Origin of the sequence: Acinetobacter sp. UBA3461, assembly GCF_002381195.1 — a bacterium.
In the GTDB taxonomy this organism is placed as follows: domain Bacteria; phylum Pseudomonadota; class Gammaproteobacteria; order Pseudomonadales; family Moraxellaceae; genus Acinetobacter; species Acinetobacter schindleri.
The window spans coordinates 72119-93292 of record NZ_DFRO01000048.1 but is presented as its reverse complement, the minus strand read 5'-3'; the positions used below and the strand labels follow the sequence as shown (position 1 = coordinate 93292).

General features: G+C 42.7%; 19 protein-coding genes. 4 read left to right on the top strand and 15 right to left on the bottom strand.

All coding sequences use genetic code 11. The features are described from left to right. Nucleotides 1-56: 56 nt before the first annotated feature. From B3D47_RS14365 to B3D47_RS14330, 8 genes are all read right to left on the bottom strand, one after another. Nucleotides 57-740 carry a metallophosphoesterase gene (locus B3D47_RS14365; protein ID WP_286862694.1) on the bottom strand — a complete coding sequence of 228 codons (684 nt, stop codon included), beginning with the start codon at nt 738-740 and terminating at the stop codon, nt 57-59. A gap of 119 nt (nt 741-859) precedes the next feature. After that, complete coding sequence (locus B3D47_RS14360) at nt 860-2245, bottom strand: amidohydrolase family protein (protein ID WP_286862692.1); 1386 nt, start codon at nt 2243-2245, stop codon at nt 860-862. A 32-nt stretch (nt 2246-2277) separates the two neighbouring features. Next, the gene (locus B3D47_RS14355) at nt 2278-3198 is read right to left on the bottom strand and encodes an ABC transporter permease (RefSeq protein ID WP_004809345.1); all 921 of its coding nucleotides are present in this window, start codon (nt 3196-3198) and stop codon (nt 2278-2280) included. Nucleotides 3199-3219: 21 nt separating this feature from the next. After that, nucleotides 3220-4317, bottom strand: a complete 1098-nt coding sequence (locus tag B3D47_RS14350) for an ABC transporter permease (protein ID WP_286862690.1) — start codon at nt 4315-4317, stop codon at nt 3220-3222. A gap of 41 nt (nt 4318-4358) precedes the next feature. Beyond that, nucleotides 4359-5963, bottom strand: a complete 1605-nt coding sequence (locus B3D47_RS14345; protein ID WP_376747601.1) for an ABC transporter ATP-binding protein — start codon at nt 5961-5963, stop codon at nt 4359-4361. Between the two features lie 105 nt (nt 5964-6068). Beyond that, nucleotides 6069-7160, bottom strand: a complete 1092-nt coding sequence (locus tag B3D47_RS14340; RefSeq protein ID WP_286832621.1) for a BMP family ABC transporter substrate-binding protein — start codon at nt 7158-7160, stop codon at nt 6069-6071. A 326-nt stretch (nt 7161-7486) separates the two neighbouring features. Next, nucleotides 7487-7948: a nucleoside deaminase gene (locus B3D47_RS14335; protein ID WP_286862711.1), complete on the bottom strand. Its 462-nt coding sequence runs from the start codon at nt 7946-7948 to the stop codon at nt 7487-7489. 129 nt (nt 7949-8077) lie between these two features. Then, on the bottom strand, nt 8078-9133 hold the full coding sequence (locus B3D47_RS14330; protein WP_004894780.1) for an aromatic ring-hydroxylating oxygenase subunit alpha: 1056 nt from the start codon (nt 9131-9133) through the stop codon (nt 8078-8080). 268 nt (nt 9134-9401) lie between these two features. Between B3D47_RS14330 and B3D47_RS14325 the strand changes: the two genes are divergently transcribed. Beyond that, on the top strand, nt 9402-10331 hold the full coding sequence (locus B3D47_RS14325) for a LysR family transcriptional regulator (protein WP_253170584.1): 930 nt from the start codon (nt 9402-9404) through the stop codon (nt 10329-10331). A 192-nt stretch (nt 10332-10523) separates the two neighbouring features. Then, the gene (locus tag B3D47_RS14320; protein ID WP_004894784.1) at nt 10524-11576 is read left to right on the top strand and encodes an aromatic ring-hydroxylating oxygenase subunit alpha; all 1053 of its coding nucleotides are present in this window, start codon (nt 10524-10526) and stop codon (nt 11574-11576) included. 112 nt (nt 11577-11688) lie between these two features. Here B3D47_RS14320 and B3D47_RS14315 read toward each other — a convergent pair whose 3' ends face one another. Both B3D47_RS14315 and B3D47_RS14310 read right to left on the bottom strand, forming a co-directional pair. Beyond that, a complete protein-coding gene (locus tag B3D47_RS14315; protein ID WP_004894786.1) occupies nt 11689-12606 on the bottom strand; it encodes a LysR family transcriptional regulator in 918 nt (305 codons plus the stop codon). A gap of 160 nt (nt 12607-12766) precedes the next feature. Then, nucleotides 12767-13426 (bottom strand): CocE/NonD family hydrolase, encoded by a 660-nt coding sequence (locus tag B3D47_RS14310; RefSeq protein WP_286862687.1) that lies wholly within the window; start codon nt 13424-13426, stop codon nt 12767-12769. A 702-nt stretch (nt 13427-14128) separates the two neighbouring features. On the opposite strand from B3D47_RS14310, the gene otsB reads away from it, so the two are divergent. Both otsB and B3D47_RS14300 read left to right on the top strand, forming a co-directional pair. After that, nucleotides 14129-14980 carry a trehalose-phosphatase gene (otsB, locus tag B3D47_RS14305; RefSeq protein WP_228127687.1) on the top strand — a complete coding sequence of 284 codons (852 nt, stop codon included), beginning with the start codon at nt 14129-14131 and terminating at the stop codon, nt 14978-14980. After that, nucleotides 14947-16377: a trehalose-6-phosphate synthase gene (locus B3D47_RS14300; RefSeq protein WP_286862685.1), complete on the top strand. Its 1431-nt coding sequence runs from the start codon at nt 14947-14949 to the stop codon at nt 16375-16377. Before otsB ends, B3D47_RS14300 begins: the two co-directional genes overlap by 34 nt. Nucleotides 16378-16408: 31 nt before the next feature. Here the strand turns inward: B3D47_RS14300 and B3D47_RS14295 are convergent, their stop codons facing one another. The 5 genes from B3D47_RS14295 to B3D47_RS14275 all read right to left on the bottom strand — a co-directional run bounded on the left by B3D47_RS14295 (nt 16409) and on the right by B3D47_RS14275 (nt 20940). Then, the gene (locus B3D47_RS14295; protein WP_034434010.1) at nt 16409-17641 is read right to left on the bottom strand and encodes an MFS transporter; all 1233 of its coding nucleotides are present in this window, start codon (nt 17639-17641) and stop codon (nt 16409-16411) included. A 210-nt stretch (nt 17642-17851) separates the two neighbouring features. Continuing rightward, on the bottom strand, nt 17852-18574 hold the full coding sequence (locus B3D47_RS14290) for a glycosyltransferase (protein WP_004894797.1): 723 nt from the start codon (nt 18572-18574) through the stop codon (nt 17852-17854). Then, the gene (locus B3D47_RS14285) at nt 18571-19179 is read right to left on the bottom strand and encodes a class I SAM-dependent DNA methyltransferase (RefSeq protein WP_005222089.1); all 609 of its coding nucleotides are present in this window, start codon (nt 19177-19179) and stop codon (nt 18571-18573) included. Before B3D47_RS14285 ends, B3D47_RS14290 begins: the two co-directional genes overlap by 4 nt. Then, nucleotides 19160-19954, bottom strand: a complete 795-nt coding sequence (locus B3D47_RS14280; RefSeq protein WP_286862682.1) for a PIG-L deacetylase family protein — start codon at nt 19952-19954, stop codon at nt 19160-19162. The genes B3D47_RS14285 and B3D47_RS14280 overlap by 20 nt, the downstream gene beginning before the upstream one ends. After that, the gene (locus tag B3D47_RS14275) at nt 19942-20940 is read right to left on the bottom strand and encodes an acyl-CoA dehydrogenase (protein WP_286862680.1); all 999 of its coding nucleotides are present in this window, start codon (nt 20938-20940) and stop codon (nt 19942-19944) included. The genes B3D47_RS14280 and B3D47_RS14275 overlap by 13 nt, the downstream gene beginning before the upstream one ends. Nucleotides 20941-21174: the final 234 nt, after the last annotated feature.

The following is a 21174-nucleotide window of genomic DNA, read 5'->3' as shown; positions in this document are numbered from 1 at the left end:
TATTGATGGCTTTTTATTTCTTCGTAAGGAGATCTTTTATACCACCGCCCTTATCCTCATTTAATTTTGACGATACACAGCTTCTGGGTATAAGAGGAACCGACATCGATATAGTGACAGTTATCAATCTGGGTATGCCTTTTCACAATGGTATGCCCTAAATAGATCTCATCAATGTTTTTAACGGTTCCATAGTGCTTGGAATGATGCCGGATACGGCCTCTTCCCCATAACGCATTGGTATAAGCTGAAGTTAAACCCGGTATTTTTCGTTCGCCTTTGGCAATGTTTGTCTTAAACTGATTCCAGTCATGGATATCAATATCCGCATGCAAAATGCCAATCTTTTTATCTTCAAGTTGAATTTCAATGACCAATGGAAGCTTAGATAAGATTTCGCTGAGTTTATCCTGTTTTTCGGTGGACAACAGATAGAACCATTCGCCACCATTTCGTGCATGCATATCCTGAATCCATACATCATCACGCCCTTTGATGCACATTTCTTCGTGATTGCCGCGGACGCTCAAGAACCATGGCTGATCTAATAAAGAAATACATTCCAGATTTTCACTGCCTCGATCCACCAGATCGCCGGTACATATCAGCAAGTCTTGCTCAAAATTAAACCGTATTTTTTCCAATTCTTGCATCAGAAGGCGATAGCAACCATGCAGATCTCCGACCACATAAATGGCAGCATAATCTGCTCCTCGAATATTTCTGCTTAGCGTCGTCATGATATGTGGAATCTTTGAAATCACTAAAATAGGACAATGCGACCAGGATAGGCATACAGGTTTAAATTTGGGTTACTGGTTTATACAGCCTGCAATATACCTCATTGCTAAGATCGTATTTATTCAGTTTCCTCAGCTGAATTTCGATTTAATTCATTGATAGCTTTACCTCTGTGTGCCATCCATGCATCACGTCGTTTAAAGAGTAAAGGTGTAACCCGATTGACTTCATCGATTAAGCTTTGTAGATCTGCATTCAGCAATTGCCCACCTTCAGTGACAATTTTACCGCCAACCATGGTCATAATGACATCCTGTCCCTGAACAGCATGTACAAGATTAGTATATAAATTAAATAATCGGCCTTCATCCACCAACGGCGTCATACGTGGGATAGCGATATCTACAGCAATAATGTCAGCTAGTTTCCCCACTTGCAGGCTACCAATCTGATCCTGCATGCCCAATGCCTTTGCACCTAAGCAGGTGGCCATCTGGCAAACAGACCATGCATCTAGGGCTGCTGCATTCAAAGAAGAAAACTTGGCCAATAAAGAAGCCGTCTTCATTTCCTCAAACATATCCAGATTGTTATTTTCTTTTTCTCCATCTGTGCCTAAACCGACAGCAATCCCCTGTTTGAGCAGATCCAGTACAGGCGCAGCACCTGAGGCCAGTTTCATGTTTGAAACTGGATTATGGGCAACTCCAACATTGTGTTCTTTCAAAATTCGAATTTCATTAGAATCTGCCCACACACAATGTGCAAGTAAGGTATGTGGAAAATCTAAAAGACCCAGCTGTTCCAGTGTCTGGATTGGACGTACACCATGACGGCGCAAGTTTTCCTGGACATCAAACTGGCTTTCATTGCTATGGGTGTGAAAACCGGTCTGATAATCCTGGCATAAGCTTTGAATACGTTTGAGTGCATGAGGTTCAGCATAAAACAGATGTTCTAAGCCCACCCAGACCTGAATTTGGCCATGACTTTGCTGATGCCAACGATTAATCAGGGCTTCATTCGTTTTTAAGGTTTCAAAATAGTCATGGTCAGGGTGCTCGGCGACATAAGGTACCAAGATAGCACGGATACCAAGCTGTTGTGCGGCTTCTGCACTACCATCCATGTAGCGCCACATATCGACAATGGTCGTGGTACCGGATAATAACGCTTCTGCATAACACAAGTACGAGGCAGCCTTGGCATCTTCAGGTTGAAGCACACGATGCATGGGATCAATAAACTGTTCCAGCCAATCCCATACTGGCAGTCCTTCAGCAGTGCCTCTTAATAGTCCGGAATGACAGTGAGTATTGATTAAGCCTGGCATTAATAGGGCTTCAGGATAATCACGCACGATGACATTGGGATATTTTTGGATAAGTTCGGTCTTGGTTCCTATGGCCTTGATTCGGTCTCCCTCAATCAATATCGCCCCATTTTTGATGCATTCATTTTGACTATTCATGGTCAGCACATAGGCTGCTGCTAATATTTTCATTTTGTTCTATATCATCTTTTTAATTGATAGGTTTAAGGCACAAACGTTTTGCCTAATGACGCTGGCAGATTCATCTTCAAAAGTTTCTTGTCTCGGGAAATCACGACTAGTACTACAATCGTCGCCAGATAAGGCAGAGCTGCTAAAAACTCATTGGGTACTTTGATCCCCAATGCCTGCGCATGAAACTGCAGGATGGTCACACCACCAAACAGATAAGCACCCAGCATCAGTCGGGATGGTTTCCAGACAGCAAAGACCACCAGAGCAATTGCAATCCAGCCCCGACCTGCGACCATATTTTCAATCCACATTGGGGTATATACAGTAGATAAGAATGCTCCCCCAATACCTGCCATCAAGCCGCCAAACAGGACGGCGCCGTAGCGAATAGCCAGTACGTGGTAACCCATGGCATGTGCACTTTCAGGTGACTCTCCTACTGCTTTTAACAGCAAGCCCAGACGGGTTTTTGCCAATACAAACCACACAGCAAAAAATGCCAGTATGGACAGATAGACCACATAGTTTTGCTGAAACAGGATTGGACCAATGAAGGGAATATCTGCCAGTACAGGTATATTCCAGCTACTTAAACCCGGTAAAGCCATGCTGACATAGTTCTGACCTAAAAATGCAGAAATACCCAGCCCAAAAATAGTTAAAGCCAAACCACAGGCCGACTGATTAGTACTAAGTGATAAGGTGAAGAAAGCAAAGATCAATGCCATCAGCATACCTGCCAGCCCACCGATCAATAAGGCACTAAATACACTGGCTTCATATTGGGCAGCAAAGGCAAAACCGGCAATGGCACCGACCAGCATCATGCCTTCTACGCCTAAATTAATTACCCCAGTGCGTTGTGACACCAACTCACCTAAACCTGCAAAGATTAGAGGCGTTGCTGCGGCGATTGTGCCGGCTAGAATTGCGGTCATTTCTATAGCCATATTGTTCTTCCTCCGATCTTGTTAAGCATTTGCCGAAGCAGGTTCAGCTGCAGGCACTACACGTTTTTTGGCAAAGCGGTAACGGTTTTCAATCAAGGCATCCGATCCCAACAGGAAAAACAGCAGCAAGCCTTGGAATATCCCGGTAATTGCGACCGGAAGCTGTAATTGCATTTGTGCCATTTCCCCACCGAGATAAATCAATGCCATTAACGATCCGGAAAGTACGATACCAATCGGATTCAGACGACCCAGATAAGCAACAATAATTGCAGCATAGCCATAACCTGGTGACAGGCTCGGATTCAGCTGACCGATTGGGCCTGCTACTTCACATATCCCGGCAATCCCCGCCATCATTCCGGAAATCACCAGACTCAGCCAGATCGCTTTTGAAGATGAGAAACCAGCATATTTAGCAGCTAAAGGTGCCTGTCCGCTGACTTCCAGTTTAAAAGCAGTCATGCTTTTACGCATAAAGAGCCAGAACAGAAGCACAGCCACAGCGATAATAAAGATTGAAGCATTAACCCGTGTTCCTTCCAGAATCATCGGTAAGGTTGCACTTTCACTAAACATGACAGTTTGCGGAAAATTCATGCCCTCTGAATCACGCCAAGGACCATTGACCAGATAGAGCAATACAAACAGTGCGACATAGTTCATCATCAAGGTGGTCAGGGTTTCTTCGGCATTAAAATGGGTTTTCAGTAATGCAGGAATTGCGCCCCATAAGGCACCACCAATTGCACCCATAAAAATCATAAGAGGTAAAATCCACCAACCTGCCTGTTCATGGAACAGCAGTGCGATACCACCGCCAAAAATGGCCCCCATGATCAGCTGACCTTCGGCACCGATATTGAACAGTTTGGCCCGAAACCCAACAGCTAAACCCAGGGCAATCAGAATCAAAGGACCTGCTTTAACGGCCAACTCGCTCCAGCCATAGGAAGTCATCAGCGGTTCAATAAAAAATACATACATGGCCTGTGCAGGGCTAATCCCCAGCATCAAAAATAAAATACTGCCAACGACCAGCATGGCTGCCAGAGCAATGACTGGTGACAGCCATTTCATCAGTTTTGACGGATGTTCACGTGGTTCGAGTAAATGCATGTGCTCATCCTCCCCAGATCATTTGTTGTTCTAATAAAGTCTTAAGCATGAGCGTGTTGCTCCTCTGCCGTGGTCGAGGTCGCTTCATGGCGTTGAATGCCAGACATGAGTAAGCCAATACTTTCTGCATTGGTTTGCTGGGTTGGAACTGGATTCGACAGCTCGCCATTGGCGAGTACACAAATGAGATCGCTCATCTCAAACAGTTCTTCGAGTTCTTCGGAAATCACCAAAATACCGACCCCTTGACGTGACAGATCGATCAGCGTCTGGCGGATAAACATGGAAGCACCTACATCTACGCCCCATGTGGGCTGAGCCACGATCAGGAATTTTGGATTCTGCAGAATTTCACGGCCGACAATAAATTTTTGCAAATTCCCACCCGATAAAGAACGGGCTTCTGCGTTCGCACCACTGGCCTTAACCCCAAATTTTTTGATAATTTTTTCAGCAAAAGTCTGGATATCTGAGAATTTAATTAACCCCCAACGGGTGAATTTCTGACGATAGGCGGTCAATAGCACATTTTGAGCCAATGTCATATTGGGGACGGCACCACGACCTAAACGTTCTTCCGGTACAAACCCAAGTCCCACATTACGCCGCTGGCCAGCAGTTAATGTAGTAATCTCCTGTTGTTCCAGATAAAGCCTGCCGGTTTTGGTCAGCGCTTCGCCGGACAATAAAGACAGCAGTTCGGCCTGTCCATTTCCGGAAATACCGGCAATACCGACAATTTCACCTGCCTGAACGCTAAGATTGATATTTTGTAAGGACACACCAAAAGGATCATCAGACTGATAGCCAAGATTTTCAACCTGAAAACAGGTTTCTGGTATGCCCTGATATTCTGCGCGTATATAAGTGGGTAAATCACGGCCAATCATCAGGCGGGCCAAATCACTGGTCGATTTTTCTCGTGGATCGACGTTTCCGGTGACTTTTCCATTACGCAAAATCGTGGCTTCATCACAGAGTTCTTTAATTTCATGCAGTTTATGACTGATATATAAAATAGAAACTCCCTGAGATGCCAGCATGCGCAGAGTTTTAAATAACTGCCGTACCGCTTGGGGTGTCAAAACTGAAGTCGGCTCATCCAGGATAATCAGCGCTGGATGTTGTAACAGGCAACGAATAATTTCTACACGCTGCCGCTCACCTACCGATAAGGAATGAACTTCCCTTCGCGGATCGACAGGTAAACCATACTGTTCAGAAACGGCAATAATTTTCTTGCTCAGGTTCGGTAAATCTACTTTTTCATCCAGTCCCAATAAAATATTTTCAGCAACAGTCAGGGTCTCAAACAGGGAAAAATGCTGATAGACCATGCCGATCCCGAGTTTTCTCGCCATTGATGGACTGTCTATTCGGACTTCTTTACCATTCCACAGAATTTGTCCCTGATTGGCTTTGAGTGCACCATAAATAATTTTCATCAGGGTGCTTTTCCCAGCACCATTTTCACCCAAAATAGCGTGAATCTGTCCAGGATATACAGTCAAATGAATCTGGTCATTTGCCTTGAGTGAATTATAGCTTTTGCAGATATTGACCAGCTCCAGTCGCGGAATATCCTTGCCTGAACCTGTATTCATCTTGGGCATAGGTGTAGACAGATCATGTGTTGGATTCATCATAAGTGCCCTGATTTATGCGGCTGGTTGATTCATCTGCCTTTTGCTAAAGACCAGATGAATCATGAGCCTGTTTTTAGAATGATGTGATGTCTGTTATTTTCTTTCTTATTTCGGAAGTGAACCTTCTACACCTTTTACGTAGTAGTTCATTTTGCTCAAGGTGGCATCATCCAGTGTTTTACCTTTAGCAATGACCATTGAACCATCCTGTTTATAGAGCGGGCCAGTAAATGGGTGCAAGGTACCTTTCAGGATCGCATCTCGAACAGCAAGTGCTTTCTTTTTCTCACCCGCAGTTACCATTGGTCCGAAGCTCTCAATATCGACTGCTTTCTGTTTTACCCCATACCACAGTGCACTTGGCTTCCATGTTTTATTGCTGACCTGAGTCATCACTGGGGTGTAGATTTTTTCCCAATGGAGTACCGAAGCCGCCAGATGGGCTTTAGGACCAAATTTGCTCATGTCCGAGTCCCAGCCAAAGGCATAGACCCCTTTCTGTTCAGCTGCCTGAACGACTGCTGGAGAATCAGTATTTTGCATCAACACATCGGCACCTTGAGCAATCAATGCCAATGCAGCATCACGTTCCTTGCCCGGGTTAAACCATGAATTGACCCAGATCACTTTGGTTTTCACTTTTGGATTCACGCTTTGTGCACCCAGAGTATAAGCATTGATGTTGCGCACCACTTCAGGAATCGGGAAGGATGCCACGACACCTAAAACATTGTTTTTGGTTTTCTGTCCAGCAACTACACCGAGCATATAGGCACCCTCATAGGTACGAACGTCATATACGCCCAGGTTTTTGCCCTGCTTATAACCAGTGGCGTGCATAAATACCGTATTCGGGAACTGCTTGGAGACTTTCTCCATGGCATTCATATAGCCAAATGAGGTGGCAAAAACGACTTTATTCCCCTGCTGCGCCAGATTACGGATAACACGCTCTGCGTCGGCAGTTTCTGGAACATTTTCGATATAGGAGGTTTTATATTTGCCGGCCAGCGCTTTTTCAGTCTTGATCCGGCCCTGATCATGTGAATAGGTCCAGCCATGGTCACTGGTTGGGCCAATATATACAAATGCTGCTTTATCCTGTGCTTGAGTCATTGATGCCGCCATCAGGCCACCCGCACACAGCATCCCCATCAGTGTTTTGAATCCGGTTTTAAAGGTCTTTTTTTCTTTCATTCTCTTCCGCTCTTTTTGTACTTGTGCCCCATGCACACTAATCAATAACTTTACTCAGATGAGTAAAATCGGTTCTTTTTATAATTAGCAATAACTATTCCAACTTAATTAAAAAATGATTTATTTAATTTATTTCTTTTAAAATAAAGGTAATTTTTTAATATTTTAATTTTTATTAATAAATAATTTTTTAATATTAAACAAAATGAATTAAATAAGTGCGCTTGATATAATTAAATGCTATTAAAATGGGCATTTATATTTAAAATAATTTCTGTAAAAATAAAAAATCCCATTCTTAAAATGGGATTTTCTTCTAAAAAGGCTTATCTGCTTTGCCAGAATTGCTGTTGTAAACTGACCGTTTCAGTTTCAATCTCAGGTACTGGTCCAATCAACTCAATCTCCTTTTGTCCATGGCTAAAGATATAGTGTGAGCTGACACTCATCGTTGGGTTTTCCTGATGATTACCGGTACATTCAACTAAATGTCCTTCCGAAATACCATAAACTACACGGCCTATATTGGCCCAATAGATGGTTCCAGCACACATACAGCAAGGTTCTACTGCCGTATAAAGCGTACATTGCCATAAATAAACTGCTGGATAATTGGTCGCAGCAATACGGGCTAATGTTGATTCTGCATGATTGACCGTATCAATATTACATTGGGTGAGCAGCACCGTTTCATGATCTGGCGCCACCAGTACTGCTCCAAAGGGATGATGTCCCAGCTGGGTAGCACGCCGTCCCACGTCATTGGAAAGTCTTAAAAACTTTAATATCTACTGATGATTTGGACGGCTCATTTATTTATACCATAATAAATTTTAAATGGAGAATTTATATTTTAAGGAAATATGATTTATTTAAATATAACCCTTGCTTGTTAAATAAAAATATACTGGTTTATTTTAAACAATATAACGTTTACTTAATCCCCATTCTGCCAATATACGTCGATAAGTTGTTGATGAGCGATCTGCTTCAAAATGTGCTTCCATGGAAATATCCAGTGGCAGCTCTTCCGGTTTTTGACTTTCTACCAGTTCCTGGTCTTCAGCAAAGATCTGTGCATTAAAATCATAAACTGCCTGTAAATCGCCAGTGGTATCAAAATTTCGGGTTAATGGTACAAACAGTCTGGTTTGGTTGTGTGACACCGGGCAACAGGCATTCAGGATTTTAAGAATGCCTTCATTTGGAAAATGCACAGTTAATATGGCAGAAAATGGTGGATAGACATCAAACACGCGTTTCCATAAAAAGCCTTCAGGTGCCAGATGCTGCATGCCATGAGGATAATTGCTGACATTACTGACATATTCAGTATGCAGACCATAAGGCGTACGTTCGGTATTGTATTTCGGCACCACCGGATTATCACGATCGGCAAAAGCATTGTGATGTACCCAGGCAAAATGTGCGACATCAATAAAGCCTTCTAACTGACGACCACTCGAACCGGCAATATCCACAAATGGCGGTAAAATAGATTGATGTTCTGCGGTATCCCAGGTATCTAGTACCGGGAAATTGGCAGCACTTTCATTCCGACTAAACAGGCTGGTCCAGATCAGACCGTATTTTTCTACGACTGGAAATTTGCTGAGCGAGAAACGGTCTGAGATTTTAGTCAACTCGGGTTGCGCTGGGATTTTGATACATTTTCCCTGTTCGTTGTATTGCAGACCGTGATAGGGACAGACAATATTTTCCCCAGAAACCCAGCCCTTGCTCAGTGGTACACCACGATGCGGACAGATATCGCGTACCAGATGAATGACGCCGCTTTCAGTTTTATAAATTGCCAGTTTGACATCCAGCAAAGTCACTTGCTGTGGCTTTTCGTTCACGTCCTGAATACGTGCAACCGGATACCAATGATGCGCCAGAATCTCCCAATCCTGATCATCAAACTGGCTGTAGCATGGCTTGCTAAATACATTGATCATTGGAATAGCGTTCATATCAAACCTTTTTTCTGCAAAATCCTGAATATTTTTAATCCCCTGAAACGTGGCTTGTGCTGGCTAGCGTTCCGGTTATTTACAATTGAAATTACTCGTTTTTTTACTTTTTCGTCTATTAGAATGTTTCGTATAAATCATTCTAAAAATTAGAACATCACCTTGTAATGCTTGATTGGCTTGAGCCTTAGCTGCCTGCTTTGGCATAAAACTCGCATAAAGCTTTTATTGAATTTTGAGTACAGGTGAAACAGGCTTGAGTAAATTGATAAATACCCCGTTTTCGCGCTTTTCTGATTACTTTATTGCGGTGGCGAAAAGCGGCAGTTTACGTAAGGCTGCAGATCAGTTGTTTATTTCGGTATCTGCGGTTCACCGGCAGATTGCCCTGGCTGAAGAAGAGCTAGGTATTGAGCTGTTTGAACGTTTGCCCAACGGACTGAAGTTAACTTTAGCAGGTGAAATGTTATATGCCGATATTCTAAAATGGCAAAAGGAGTTTCAGCAGACCTGTATCCGCTTTGATGAAATTCAGGGACTCAAACGTGGCAGTATTGAATTTGGATTAATTTCTGCCTTGAGCGAAGGCTTTGTAATGCAGTCACTACAGCATATGTACGCGCAGTATCCTTGGATTAATTTCAATATACGGGTGGCAGACAGTGAAGTAATTGCCCGAAAAATTATCGATACCGAACTGGATTTCGGGCTGATTCTTAATCCCAAAGCCCATCATCAGCTGGAAGTACTGCATTTTCTGGAATTGCCTTTGGGCTTTGTCATGTCCAAACAGCATCCCCTAGCTGAGGCTGAACGAATCTATTTTTCAGATACCTTGGATGACAATCATTTTATTGCAGCAGAGCCGCTGATCATTCATGACTATGTACAGGCCATGTACAAACATCACAAATTCATTCCGGCACGCAAAACGGAATCTAATGATATCCGCCTGATGAACAGCATGATCAAGGCTAATACCGGTATTGGCATCTTGAGTTATCTGGATGTCTTCCCGGAACTGCAACGCGATGAACTGATCTTTAAACTGATTACGGAAAAAGGTGTACGTCCTTTGACCATTGCCCTTTGCGTGGCGCCAAAACGTCAGATATCACGAGCCTCCCAGCTGATGATCAAACATATTATTGAACAGATGGAACAATTAAAAAGTCAGATTTCTCAGCTGATACCCTAATAAATGATTTGTGATGTCTACCTTTTCCGTAAAGACGCGTTAATTCTCAAAATATGCTCACATATAAAAGAGAATGATCTTCAAATGGTAAAGAGTGTTCTAATTTTCTCAATACCTCATACAGATTTCTCTAATTTCGGTGAATAGGCTGTTGATCTATATTCAATCGAATAACACCGATTTGAGGCAATCATGAATAGTAAAACCATCCTCACGTATCAGCCTGACTTACCTGTTCATATGACATTTTCAGAACATGACTGGCATCTGTTAGCGCAATACTGGTATCCGGTAGCCTTGGCACGCGAAGTCTCTGAACAGCCAATCGGGACCATGTTGCTGGATATGCCCTTGGTAATTTATAAAATCGGGGATGAAATTATTGTGGCGCGAGATACCTGTCCACATCGAGGGGTTGCTTTAAGTCTGGGAAAAAATGATGGACAAGGTGTGGTTTGTCCTTATCACGGTCTACGCTTTGGATCAGGTGGAAAATGTAATCGTATCCCGGCCCATCCGCAGCAAAAAATCTCTGAGCGTTTCAATCTAAAAACCTATGCCGCCGTAGAAAAATATGGTCTGATCTGGTGCTCACTGCTGGCAGATAAACAGGCTGAAGCAAATATTCCGCAAATGCCTTACTGGGATGAAGCAGATTACCAGCAACTGGTTTGCCCGAAAGTTGATATTCAGTGTTTTGCCGGTCGGCAGCTAGAAGGTTTTATTGATGTCGCACACTTTGCATGGGTACATCCAGATACTTTTGGCGATCCAGATAATTCAGAAGTACCCGATTATCAAACCTATGAAACCGATGATGGTTTTGCTGCTGACTATATCAGTACAGTTGGACGCTATCCGATCGGGCTGGATCAGCGCGGTGCAAAAGACTTTAAATGGCTACGCCATTTTGAGATCAGTGTACCCTTTACCGCGACCTTGACCATTCATTTTCCCAATGATGCCAAACAAGTCATTATGAATGCAGCTTCGCCTATGACAGCACGTACTACGCGGCTGTTTGCACCCATCTGCCGGAATTATGACAAAGACCTGCCAGTTGAAGATGCCTATGACTTTAACCTGAAAATTTTTGAAGAAGACCGGTTAATCGTCGAAAACCAGAAACCTGAATATCTGCCTTTGGACTTGTCTTTAGAAGCACATTTCCCGGCAGATCGCAGTTCCAGCATGTACCGGAAATTGCTGCGTAAGCATGGATTCAGTCCTTTATTTGCGGCTTGAGTTGAAATGAAAGGCTCTGGTCTTGGCTGGATTATTTTCAAGCTTTCAGTTTGAACAGTGGATCAGAGTCTTTCTTGAATAACACATACTTTCAAAGAAATGGTAACAAGCGTTAATCATAATATGCCTCTCTTTTCTTGGAGAACCGTTCTAGCTGCTTCAGGAATCCTTCAAAATAATCTTTCTGTTTTTCTTCAGTGCGATAGCCTGCAAATAAAGTACGGCGTAATCCTTCAGGTGCGACGCAATCCAGACGGCGTGAGCTTACCCAGCCTTTCTGTTCATATTCATTCACCACCCAGTCCGGTAATGCGGCAATGCCGCGTCCACTTGCCACCAGCTGAATCAGCATCTGGGTTAAATCAGTCGTCCGGATTTGCTTTGGTAAGATATTTGCGGGAATAAACAGGCGTGACATGATGTCCAGGCGATGTTTATCCACCGGGTAAGTCACCAGTGTTTCTTCTGCCAGTTGCTGTACGCTAATCTCTTTGGCACGTACCAGTGGATGAGTATTGGAAAGTACCAAACGTGACTCATATTCAAAAATCGGAAAATACTCTATCCCTTTTAATGCGATCGGATCTGCAGTAATCAGCAAGTCAAACTCACCAGTTTGTAACAGCTCATGCGGATTGGCTTCAAAACCTGAGGCAAAGTCTAAATCTACATCTGGATATTGGATGCGATACTGATTGAGTAAAGGCATCAGCCAGTCAAAGCAACTATGGCATTCAGATGAGAAAATGATACGTCCCGTCTGTCCGTGGACAATGCGAGTAATATCACTTTGGGCGATCTGTACCTGAGGCAATATTTCATCTGCCAGTTTAAGTAATCGCTGTCCAACATTGGAAAAGCTCACAGGCCGACTACGGCGATTTACGACTTCTACGCCAAACCATTGATCAATTTCACGCAATTGATGAGATAAGGCTGAAGGTGTAAGACACAAATCTCCTGCAGCGGCGACCAATGAACCATGTTCTCGTAAAGCAACTAAAGTTTTTAAATGACGAAGTTCTAACATGTCTTCCTGCAGAATTTTCATAAAGCATTTTCAATATGCTGATCATAAAGCATAAAATTTTTATCTGTTAGTTTTTTTCAGTTTTAAATAATAATAATGATATTTATTCAATTTGTATTTATAGCTACTAACATTCCCAAGAGATAATCCGACTTATATTTTAAAAGCTAATTTTGAAAACAAGAATGATTTGATGGTGAGGCTTTGCCTTCAGCAAATTCTGAATTTTATCCAGCCTTAGAGTAATACCATTCACCGGATCATTTTGAATCGCATCAACTGGTAATGCACCAAGCAAGCCAACCAGACTCATCCATAATGGGATAAAATTGGTATTAAGCTGCCCGCCATTGAATAAAATATCACGCCAACCATCACCAATTGATACCATTGGAAATGCGGCTTTTACGGCTGGATGCTGGGTAGACGCCCCTAGCAGGCTGGTAATACCTAGATAAGAAACACTATAGAGACCAATATTACCATTTGACCATGACTGTTTGCCGGCCCAGTCAATAATTTCAAAACTGTCCTGCTGTTCAATGCCATCAAATGCCTGCCATCCCCCTTCTGAAGAACCGGTACCACGTACATCGGCAACTACTGTGGCATAAGCACGGCGTACAAATTCAGGATTCGGGCCGCCTGCCATATCCGCAATCTGGCCTGCAAAGCCTGTATTGTAGGCTGTCTGGATTAAAATCACTGGATGAGGTTTAGTAAAATCAGGTTGTTTATTCTGATCAGCTGGCAAGGTAACACGAATTGCGATTTTGGTACCATCACGCATTTTAATCCACTGTACAGGCAAAGTGACCATATTGGGATAATCATAATCGCGAGTGTAATTGCTCCATTTTGCATCTGCATTTTTGAGTAATGGGGGTTAAACTTGACTTTCGAACTGTCGTGTTCCTAATTTAGTATTTTTTAATGTAATGGCAGATTGTGTCATGCCTGTAGAGTTAGTAAAAGATTGTGGTTCTAGGTAACTTAAATCTGAAGTGACTTGCTGAGGGGTGTGAAAGTTTTATTGACCACACCCACGGTCACTGCAACCACAGTGACCGTCGCTGCCATAACAGCATAAAGTTTATTGAGCAGCTTCATTGCTTATATCCTAATTATTATGATGATGCATTCCTCGATCAATGAACCGTGCATTTTTATCTATATTCATAGTTTTTATTAAGTTTGCTTTGACAAAATGATCTTCTTCTCTCTGTTTTTCTTTTTAGATCACTTCTTAACACTGCATTTATAAACTGACAATGCTCCTTGTTTGTCATAAAAATTCTTATACAAAACTATGCTTATTCATATCTTGATAGATTTTTGAAATTTCTGATTGAGAGAAAATTTTATAGAAATGTGATTTTCAAGACATTTTTACAAGATATTGCAACGTTACAGTAGATAGGTGAAATGTATTATTCATTATAGGAATAAGCAGATCACAGATCTTGACATGTTATAAAAATAATCAATGCATCAAGAGACTGTAATTTATTACACACTAACAATGAAAACTACAAATGCTGTTCTAGATTCTATTTATACCGAGATAGCGAAAAAGCTGGATCGGAGAGCTAAATATAATTCCTTACCCTGTATTTTATTTTTAGACATTGACGGTACACTTTCAGAATTTCATCCAGATCCTGAACAGAGTTTTATCCCCTCTTCCACCCTAAATAATATTGCACAAATCCAGCAATTTTTACCTTTATATCTGGTTACCGGACGTTCTATCGAGCAAGCACAACGACTGATTCAGCCTTATCGCTGGAATATTATCGGATCACATGGCATAGAGCTGCTACAGCAAGATGGTATAGGTCAAAAACTTGTTTATATCAATCACAAAGAACTCGAACAACTCAAATCTAGTGTGCTTGAGCAGCAGCATAAATGGCAGCCGATTCGGGTAGAACACAAAACCCATTCAGTTGCTCTGCATTTCCGTGAACATCCTGAATATGCAGATCAGGCAAAAGCCATTATTGATAATTATCTTAAACAATTTTCAAGTTTTGAATTAAAAAGCGGCAAATGTGTCTATGAACTGGTTCCCCACGGTTGCAATAAAGGTGCGGCAATCCAGCATATTTTAGAGGATCTTGAAGCTGAGCAGTTTTACCCCATTTTCATTGGGGATGATTTAACGGATGAAGCTGGTTTTCACATCATTAATGACTATGGAGGTATGTCAATCAAAGTTGGCCCAGGAGAAAGCGCAGCCAAAGCTCGTTTAGACGACGTGGCAGATGTCGGTTTTTTCTTACATGAATTTTTAACATCACTAAAAGCGTTAAAACAAGAAATGAAAGGAGAAAAAACGTGTCCCGACTCATTGTATTATCCAACCGTGTAACATTACCGAACCCGAATGCTACTCAGGCAGGTGGTCTTGCGGTTGCTCTGGAAGATGCCCTAAATGGTATAGGTGGCATCTGGATGGGATGGAATGGCAAAAAGACGGCGTATAGGCAGAATTCCTTTGACGTCCTGAAAGATCAGCAGATTGAATATCATACCTGTAGTTTCTCTGAAGCTGAATATCAGGGTTTTTACTGCGGTTTTGCAAATGGTGCACTATGGCCGCTAATGCATGACCAGAATCAATATATTGATTACTCAGATCAGGATTACCGGATCTATCAGGATGTCAATTTCAAATTTGCCCGCCAGTTGCAGAAAATTATTGAACCGGGTGACATGATCTGGGTGCATGACTATCATTTCTTAAGTGTTGCACATTACTGCCGTCAGTTGGGCATGCGCAATCGTATCGGTTTCTTCCTGCATATTCCATTTCCAGCGACACAAAAATGGCAAGATCTAGCCTGCAGCCAGCATCTTGCAGCACATTTGGCACAATATGACCTGCTTGGCATGCAAACGCAGCAGGATCAGAGAAACTGTTATGATTTCCTGAAAACTACCCTGTCTCTAACTGCACATACCAACAATATTCTGCGTAATGGACAGCGTCAGGTAGAAGTAAAAGCTTATCCGATCAGTGTGCATCCTACTGCAATCCAGCGTCGTGCGGGACAACTCACTCATACTGAACTGCCATTTGATTTCAGTTCATCACCTGATGTTAAACATATCATTTCAGTAGACCGAATTGACTATAGCAAAGGCTTATTACAGAAGGTGGATGCGCTGCGTCAATGTTTCCAGGAAACTCCTGAAATGTTGTCGAAGATACGCCAGTTTCAGATTGCCTGTCCTTGCCGACTGGAAGTTCCGACCTATGCCAATCTGTATCGGGATTTAAAACTAGGTGTCGATCAGCTGAATCAGGATTTCCCTCATGCAGATCAACCGGTCTTTGACTGTCATTATGATGCTTTAGGCCATCATGCTTTGATGCGTTTATATCGCAAGTCGGAAATCTGCTGGGTCAATTCGGTACGTGATGGCATGAATCTGGTAGCGAAGGAATATATTGCTGCTCAGGATCCAGAAAATCCGGGCATTTTGATTCTGTCCAAATATGCGGGTGCTGCTGAACAGATGCGTGAAGCTTTACTGGTCGATCCTCATGATAACAACAGCATGATCAAAGCCTTAAAGCTGGCAGTGAAAATGCCGAAGTCTGAACGTATTGCACGTTATCAGGCGCTATTTCAAGGCCTGATAGACTATGACATTGTGCATTGGCGTGATTGTTTCTTAAAAGATCTTAAACATGTAAGTAGCCAGTATATTTACCAGCCACTTAGCAAGTCACCCTCTCACGATCTTTATTTACAGCATTAAATTGCTTTGATTTAAACAAAAAACACCAGCTTTATGCTGGTGTTTGTGTTTTTTCTGCTTCTGCCGCAGTTGCTGGAGCAGAAGTCAGCTGGTTCAGTACAGTAATGCTGATCAGGCCAACTGCAATGATAAAGAATACCTGGCTTAGACCCATGATCTCGCTTCCGAATCCCACCAATGCTGGCCCAAGCAAAGAACCGGTATAAGCAAATACAGAAACATAAGATAAAGCAATATGTTTTGGTAATTCAGTTTGACGTCCTGCACGTGAGAACATCAACGGAACGATATTGGCGCTACCCAGCCCCAGGATCGCATAACCAATCAAAGCCACATACCACACTGGTGCAAATACCACAGTCAGAAGACCCAAACCTGCCAAAGTGGCACTGTACAGAATCGTGTTCTTTTCACCAAAGAAGCGAATAATCAGATGGCCACTTAAACGTCCTGCAACCATTAAAGCAGCAAAGCAACTGTAAGCTAGACCAGCTTGAGATGCTTGAACTTTAAATTGAGTATTCAGGTAAATTCCACTCCAGTCCATCGCTGCGCCTTCAGACAGAAAAGCGATAAAACAGATCAATCCCATGCAAAGAATTGCAAATGTTGGACGTGGTTTATGGGCAGCTTTCTGGGTAGTATCTTCAGATTCTGTTGCTTCAGCTGCAGCTTCTGCTTTTAGACAGAATGGCACAGCAAATACCATGATCAGTAAAATGCTCATACTGATCACCAGTACACTTAAAGGCAGTGCAAGACCAAATGCCAGCATACTGGTCATACCTAACACACCTGCCAAACCACCCAGGCTACATACGCCGTGGAACAGTGACATCATGCTTTTACGTTGCTGACTTTCCAGTTTAATTGCCTGAAGGTTAACCGATACGCCGAGTGCGCCAGCGCTAGCACCGAAGCAAAATAAAGCGGCTGCCAATAGCAATTTAGTCGGGCTAAATGCCAATGCAGGCAGAATTAAAACAAATGCGGCCAATACTGTAGCGATAACAGAACGACAGCCGTAACGATGTGCCATACGACCTGCCAATGGCATGGCGATCATTGAACCTACGCCCGCGGCAAGCAATAACACACCGAAATCTGAATGACTTAAATTCAGGCGCTGCTGCACCAGTGGAATCAACGGTGCCCAGGCAGCAGTACTAAAACCCAGAGCGAAAAAACATAGTGCAGTGGCAATACGTTGCCAATGACTACGTGGAAGCGCACGAAGAGAAGCAGGTAATAACGGAGCGTACATAGTAAGAACCAGTAAAAATTTCGGTGCGGTATCCCAAACCGTTGATCCATAGAAAAACCCCATGAACTTATACTTGAAATGTATTAGTTCACAGGGCTTAATTTGGATGAATTATAAGCAGTTTTATTTTAAATGGAATAGGTTTTAATCAAAAAAATCGGCCAAATTGTTAAGCCTATGATTCATTGAAAAATATAGTTTCAAAAACTTTCAAATAATTTTTCTCAGGCATTTTGTATTGGATTTGTTATCCTGATTTTGTCGTTCAATGCTCCATAAAAATTGTGAAAATCCTTCACGGACACGTGAAATCAGGCGACTGCTGGTCACCACTCTCAACTGGTTAGACCAGGTAATATGCATTCCCATTTTTTCTGCGCGTTTAACCAGATCTACATCTTCATGACATGGCATAGGTTTGAAGCCGCCAAGAACCTTATAACTCGATGCTTTAAAACAAAGGTTGGCCCCATGAATATGCCGATGCCCCATATGATCCTGATAATGGTGCAGATATTTTTTTTGGGTAGCTAAACTTAAGTGATCCCATTGCGCAATTTCAACGACTCCGCAAATCACATGTGTAGGCTGATGCAGCAGCATGGTCTTAAACCAGTCTGGATGTACTCTGGAATCTGCATCCGTACAGCAAATCCAGTCATAGCCTTGTTGGATCAAATGCTGTATACCGAGATCACGGGTTTTTCCTACACAACGATAATTACAACTTATAGCTAAAACATTATAAGTGTTTAACTTTTCTGCTGTAGCATCAGTACAGCTATCCATCACGACTAGAATTTGAATTTGTATGCCATGACTTTGAGACATGTCTTGATAAAATTTTTGGCGTGCCCGTTCCAGTGCCTGTAGACAATGTTCGATTTCTTCTTCTTCGTTACAGGCCGGAATGACAACACCAATTTTTTTCATAATAATCCTTCTTGTACGGCTATCGAATTTACGTCATGTGTCCAGACATCCAGAAAAAAATCGGCATCCTGTAACTGTGTGTGGTGATAATAATGCAATCGCTGTTTTAAAATCTGATGAACCTGTTCTCCATTTAGACTGAAGCCTTCAATCGCATGTCTCCAGTGGCAAGCCACAATACAGCCTTGTGGACTGAGATGCGTATTCATCCATTCAATCAGTTGCAGCAGAATATTTTCTTCAAGGTAATATAGCATTTCGCTGGCAACAATCAGATCAAATTGCTGTGTTGGCAAATCCAGTGGCACAATCCCCTGCACCACTTTGACATGATCATGGATCAGGCGCTGATTCGCTAGCTGTATGGCGGTCGAATTGGCATCCATACACAGTAAAGCTTCGCATCGTTCAGCCAGCTCGGCGCTCAGTACCCCATTACTACAGCCAATTTCAATACCATTTTTAAATTTCGGATAAGGTAGTACAGCCAAGGTCATATCGCGTTTGCGCTTCTCATACCAGCGCTGTTCATACTGCCAGGGATCGCCATTATTTATGCGATACAGCTCGGCGAAGTAGTCATGATTATAGATGGCCTTCGTCATCAATATAGACCTCCCATGGCTGTAAAAGACGTGCTAATGCGCTGCCCGATACGATAGCAGCTTTACCTGTACTGGAGTCCGGTTCAAGCTGGCTTTTAAAACATTGCATGGCTTGTATTTTACGCGCTAACTGCTTTGCGTTGAGTTCAAGTCTAAGGGCTTTATGCCAGGGAATACGATTATCTCCAGGACTGGCCCAATGCCAAGTCCAGATCAGCACCTGTAAACATTTTAAAGAATGCGTTGCTGCAAGCTGTTTGCTTACCTGACCTGTAATCTCATGATCAGGATGGCCATCATGTTCAAAAGTGGTTACCAGAATATCATTTGCTTGCAAATACGGTTTTAAAGCAGCTGCCAACTGGTCACGTTGTTGCGCTACCTCACCATCCTGGATATTCAGCGCAATACGCGGTATCGATTGTTTCAGATCGAGAACGCCTAAAGCGTTTATTGTTTCCTGAGGTCGGATATGATCCAGCTGCTCTGGTGTATATAGTCTCGAGTCGGGATGACTGGCTGTGCCATTGGTGACTGCAAACAGAACAATCTCATAACCCGCTGCATCCAGCTGCTGAATCAGTCCGCCACAGCCAAGAATTTCATCATCCGGATGTGGAGCAACAATACAAATGCGACTATTTAGGGGAAATATTTTACTCAGTTCAAGCGCTTTTAAATGATGGAGCTGCTGACTCTGCTGCCATTCTTCTAGCGCTGTTCCTTCACCCTGAATAATACGGTCTTCAACGATTGGATGTTTTAAAGTGCCCATGTCTGTTCATCCTCCATCGTCAGTTGACCAATACACTGCAAATCAAATGCAGCATGGCTTTGCCGGATAAATACGGGCAAATCTGCTACACAGCGGGCAAAATCCACCTGCTGGCAATATGGTGCTGCACCCAAGGCTTTACCACAAAGTTCCAGTACTGCTAGTGCAGTGTCTTCGACCTGGGCACGTAAAGCTCGAATTATCAATTCATGGTTATATCTAGGGTCGGCATCAATCAATTTTGCAGTTTCATGAAATAGTGCACGAGTTGCATACAGCTTGCTACTGACCTCACCCAGATACATTTCTCTAAATGGATTAGTTTTATGATGCATGGCATGTTTTAAATAACCAGCCAGTTTGAGTGTTGCACCAAACCAGCAGGCAGCGACGCCAGCCGCACCATGCCAAAATCCATGACGATCCAGATAATAGTTTGGCTTGCTAATGGTTTTGACTTTGACCTGATTGAAGCTGACCTCAGCCGTGCGTGTATATTGCATCCCTACAGCATGCCAGGCACTGGTATTGATCTGAATCCCATGCTGGGTCATATCTACCAGTAACAGTTGCGAGTGTTCTTCTTCATCCCGATAGGTCAATAAAGCCTGCTGTACCTGACCCGCGGCTGAACACCATGGTTTAATTCCGGAAAGCAGATCATCTTCCAGCTGTAAAGGTTTAGGACCACCCTCTGCTGCCCAGATAGCAGTCAATCCGACAATCTGCTCAGGATCAGCATGTAGTTCATGCAGTATCGCCAGTACATCTAGATGCGATTCATATAGCTTGGCCAGACTCAAGTCTATGGCAGCAACCTGACTCAGGATTTTCCAGCGTTTTAAGGTCTGTCCTTCACCCGGATATGGCACCTCCAGACTGTGTGGAATCAGCTGATGTAAAGCGTGATCAATCTGCTGCTCGGGATCAGTCGAAGAAGAATTAAATTCTACTTTTAATTCTTCGATCAGCTGTTTGAGGTACATTCATCTTCCTCATTAAATATCATTAAGATTATTTTATCGGGTTCTTAAATATGAATAGCAAATGAGTATTTGACTATTCATTATGTAAATCACTGTTTATGAATTAATTTATGCCCAGTATTGGCGCAAAATACTGTAGCTTTTTGTCAGGAATTTGTCTGATTTGTAAATCTTAAATATTTAAAGCAATAAAAAACCGCCTATCTTGAGGCGGTTTTTTGATGCAGCTATCTA

Coding starts and splice junctions, on each gene's coding strand:
- B3D47_RS14340 (WP_286832621.1), bottom strand. CDS start 7,160: ATGAAAGAAAAAAAGACCTTTAAAACCGGATTCAAAACACTGATGGGG.
- B3D47_RS14365 (WP_286862694.1), bottom strand. CDS start 740: ATGACGACGCTAAGCAGAAATATTCGAGGAGCAGATTATGCTGCCATT.
- B3D47_RS14310 (WP_286862687.1), bottom strand. CDS start 13,426: ATGGTCACTTTGCCTGTACAGTGGATTAAAATGCGTGATGGTACCAAA.
- B3D47_RS14330 (WP_004894780.1), bottom strand. CDS start 9,133: ATGAACGCTATTCCAATGATCAATGTATTTAGCAAGCCATGCTACAGC.
- B3D47_RS14355 (WP_004809345.1), bottom strand. CDS start 3,198: ATGGCTATAGAAATGACCGCAATTCTAGCCGGCACAATCGCCGCAGCA.
- B3D47_RS14285 (WP_005222089.1), bottom strand. CDS start 19,179: ATGACGAAGGCCATCTATAATCATGACTACTTCGCCGAGCTGTATCGC.
- B3D47_RS14315 (WP_004894786.1), bottom strand. CDS start 12,606: ATGTTAGAACTTCGTCATTTAAAAACTTTAGTTGCTTTACGAGAACAT.
- B3D47_RS14320 (WP_004894784.1), top strand. CDS start 10,524: ATGAATAGTAAAACCATCCTCACGTATCAGCCTGACTTACCTGTTCAT.
- B3D47_RS14290 (WP_004894797.1), bottom strand. CDS start 18,574: ATGAAAAAAATTGGTGTTGTCATTCCGGCCTGTAACGAAGAAGAAGAA.
- B3D47_RS14295 (WP_034434010.1), bottom strand. CDS start 17,641: ATGTACGCTCCGTTATTACCTGCTTCTCTTCGTGCGCTTCCACGTAGT.
- otsB (WP_228127687.1), top strand. CDS start 14,129: ATGAAAACTACAAATGCTGTTCTAGATTCTATTTATACCGAGATAGCG.
- B3D47_RS14350 (WP_286862690.1), bottom strand. CDS start 4,317: ATGCATTTACTCGAACCACGTGAACATCCGTCAAAACTGATGAAATGG.
- B3D47_RS14280 (WP_286862682.1), bottom strand. CDS start 19,954: ATGGGCACTTTAAAACATCCAATCGTTGAAGACCGTATTATTCAGGGT.
- B3D47_RS14275 (WP_286862680.1), bottom strand. CDS start 20,940: ATGTACCTCAAACAGCTGATCGAAGAATTAAAAGTAGAATTTAATTCT.
- B3D47_RS14360 (WP_286862692.1), bottom strand. CDS start 2,245: ATGAAAATATTAGCAGCAGCCTATGTGCTGACCATGAATAGTCAAAAT.
- B3D47_RS14345 (WP_376747601.1), bottom strand. CDS start 5,963: ATGATGAATCCAACACATGATCTGTCTACACCTATGCCCAAGATGAAT.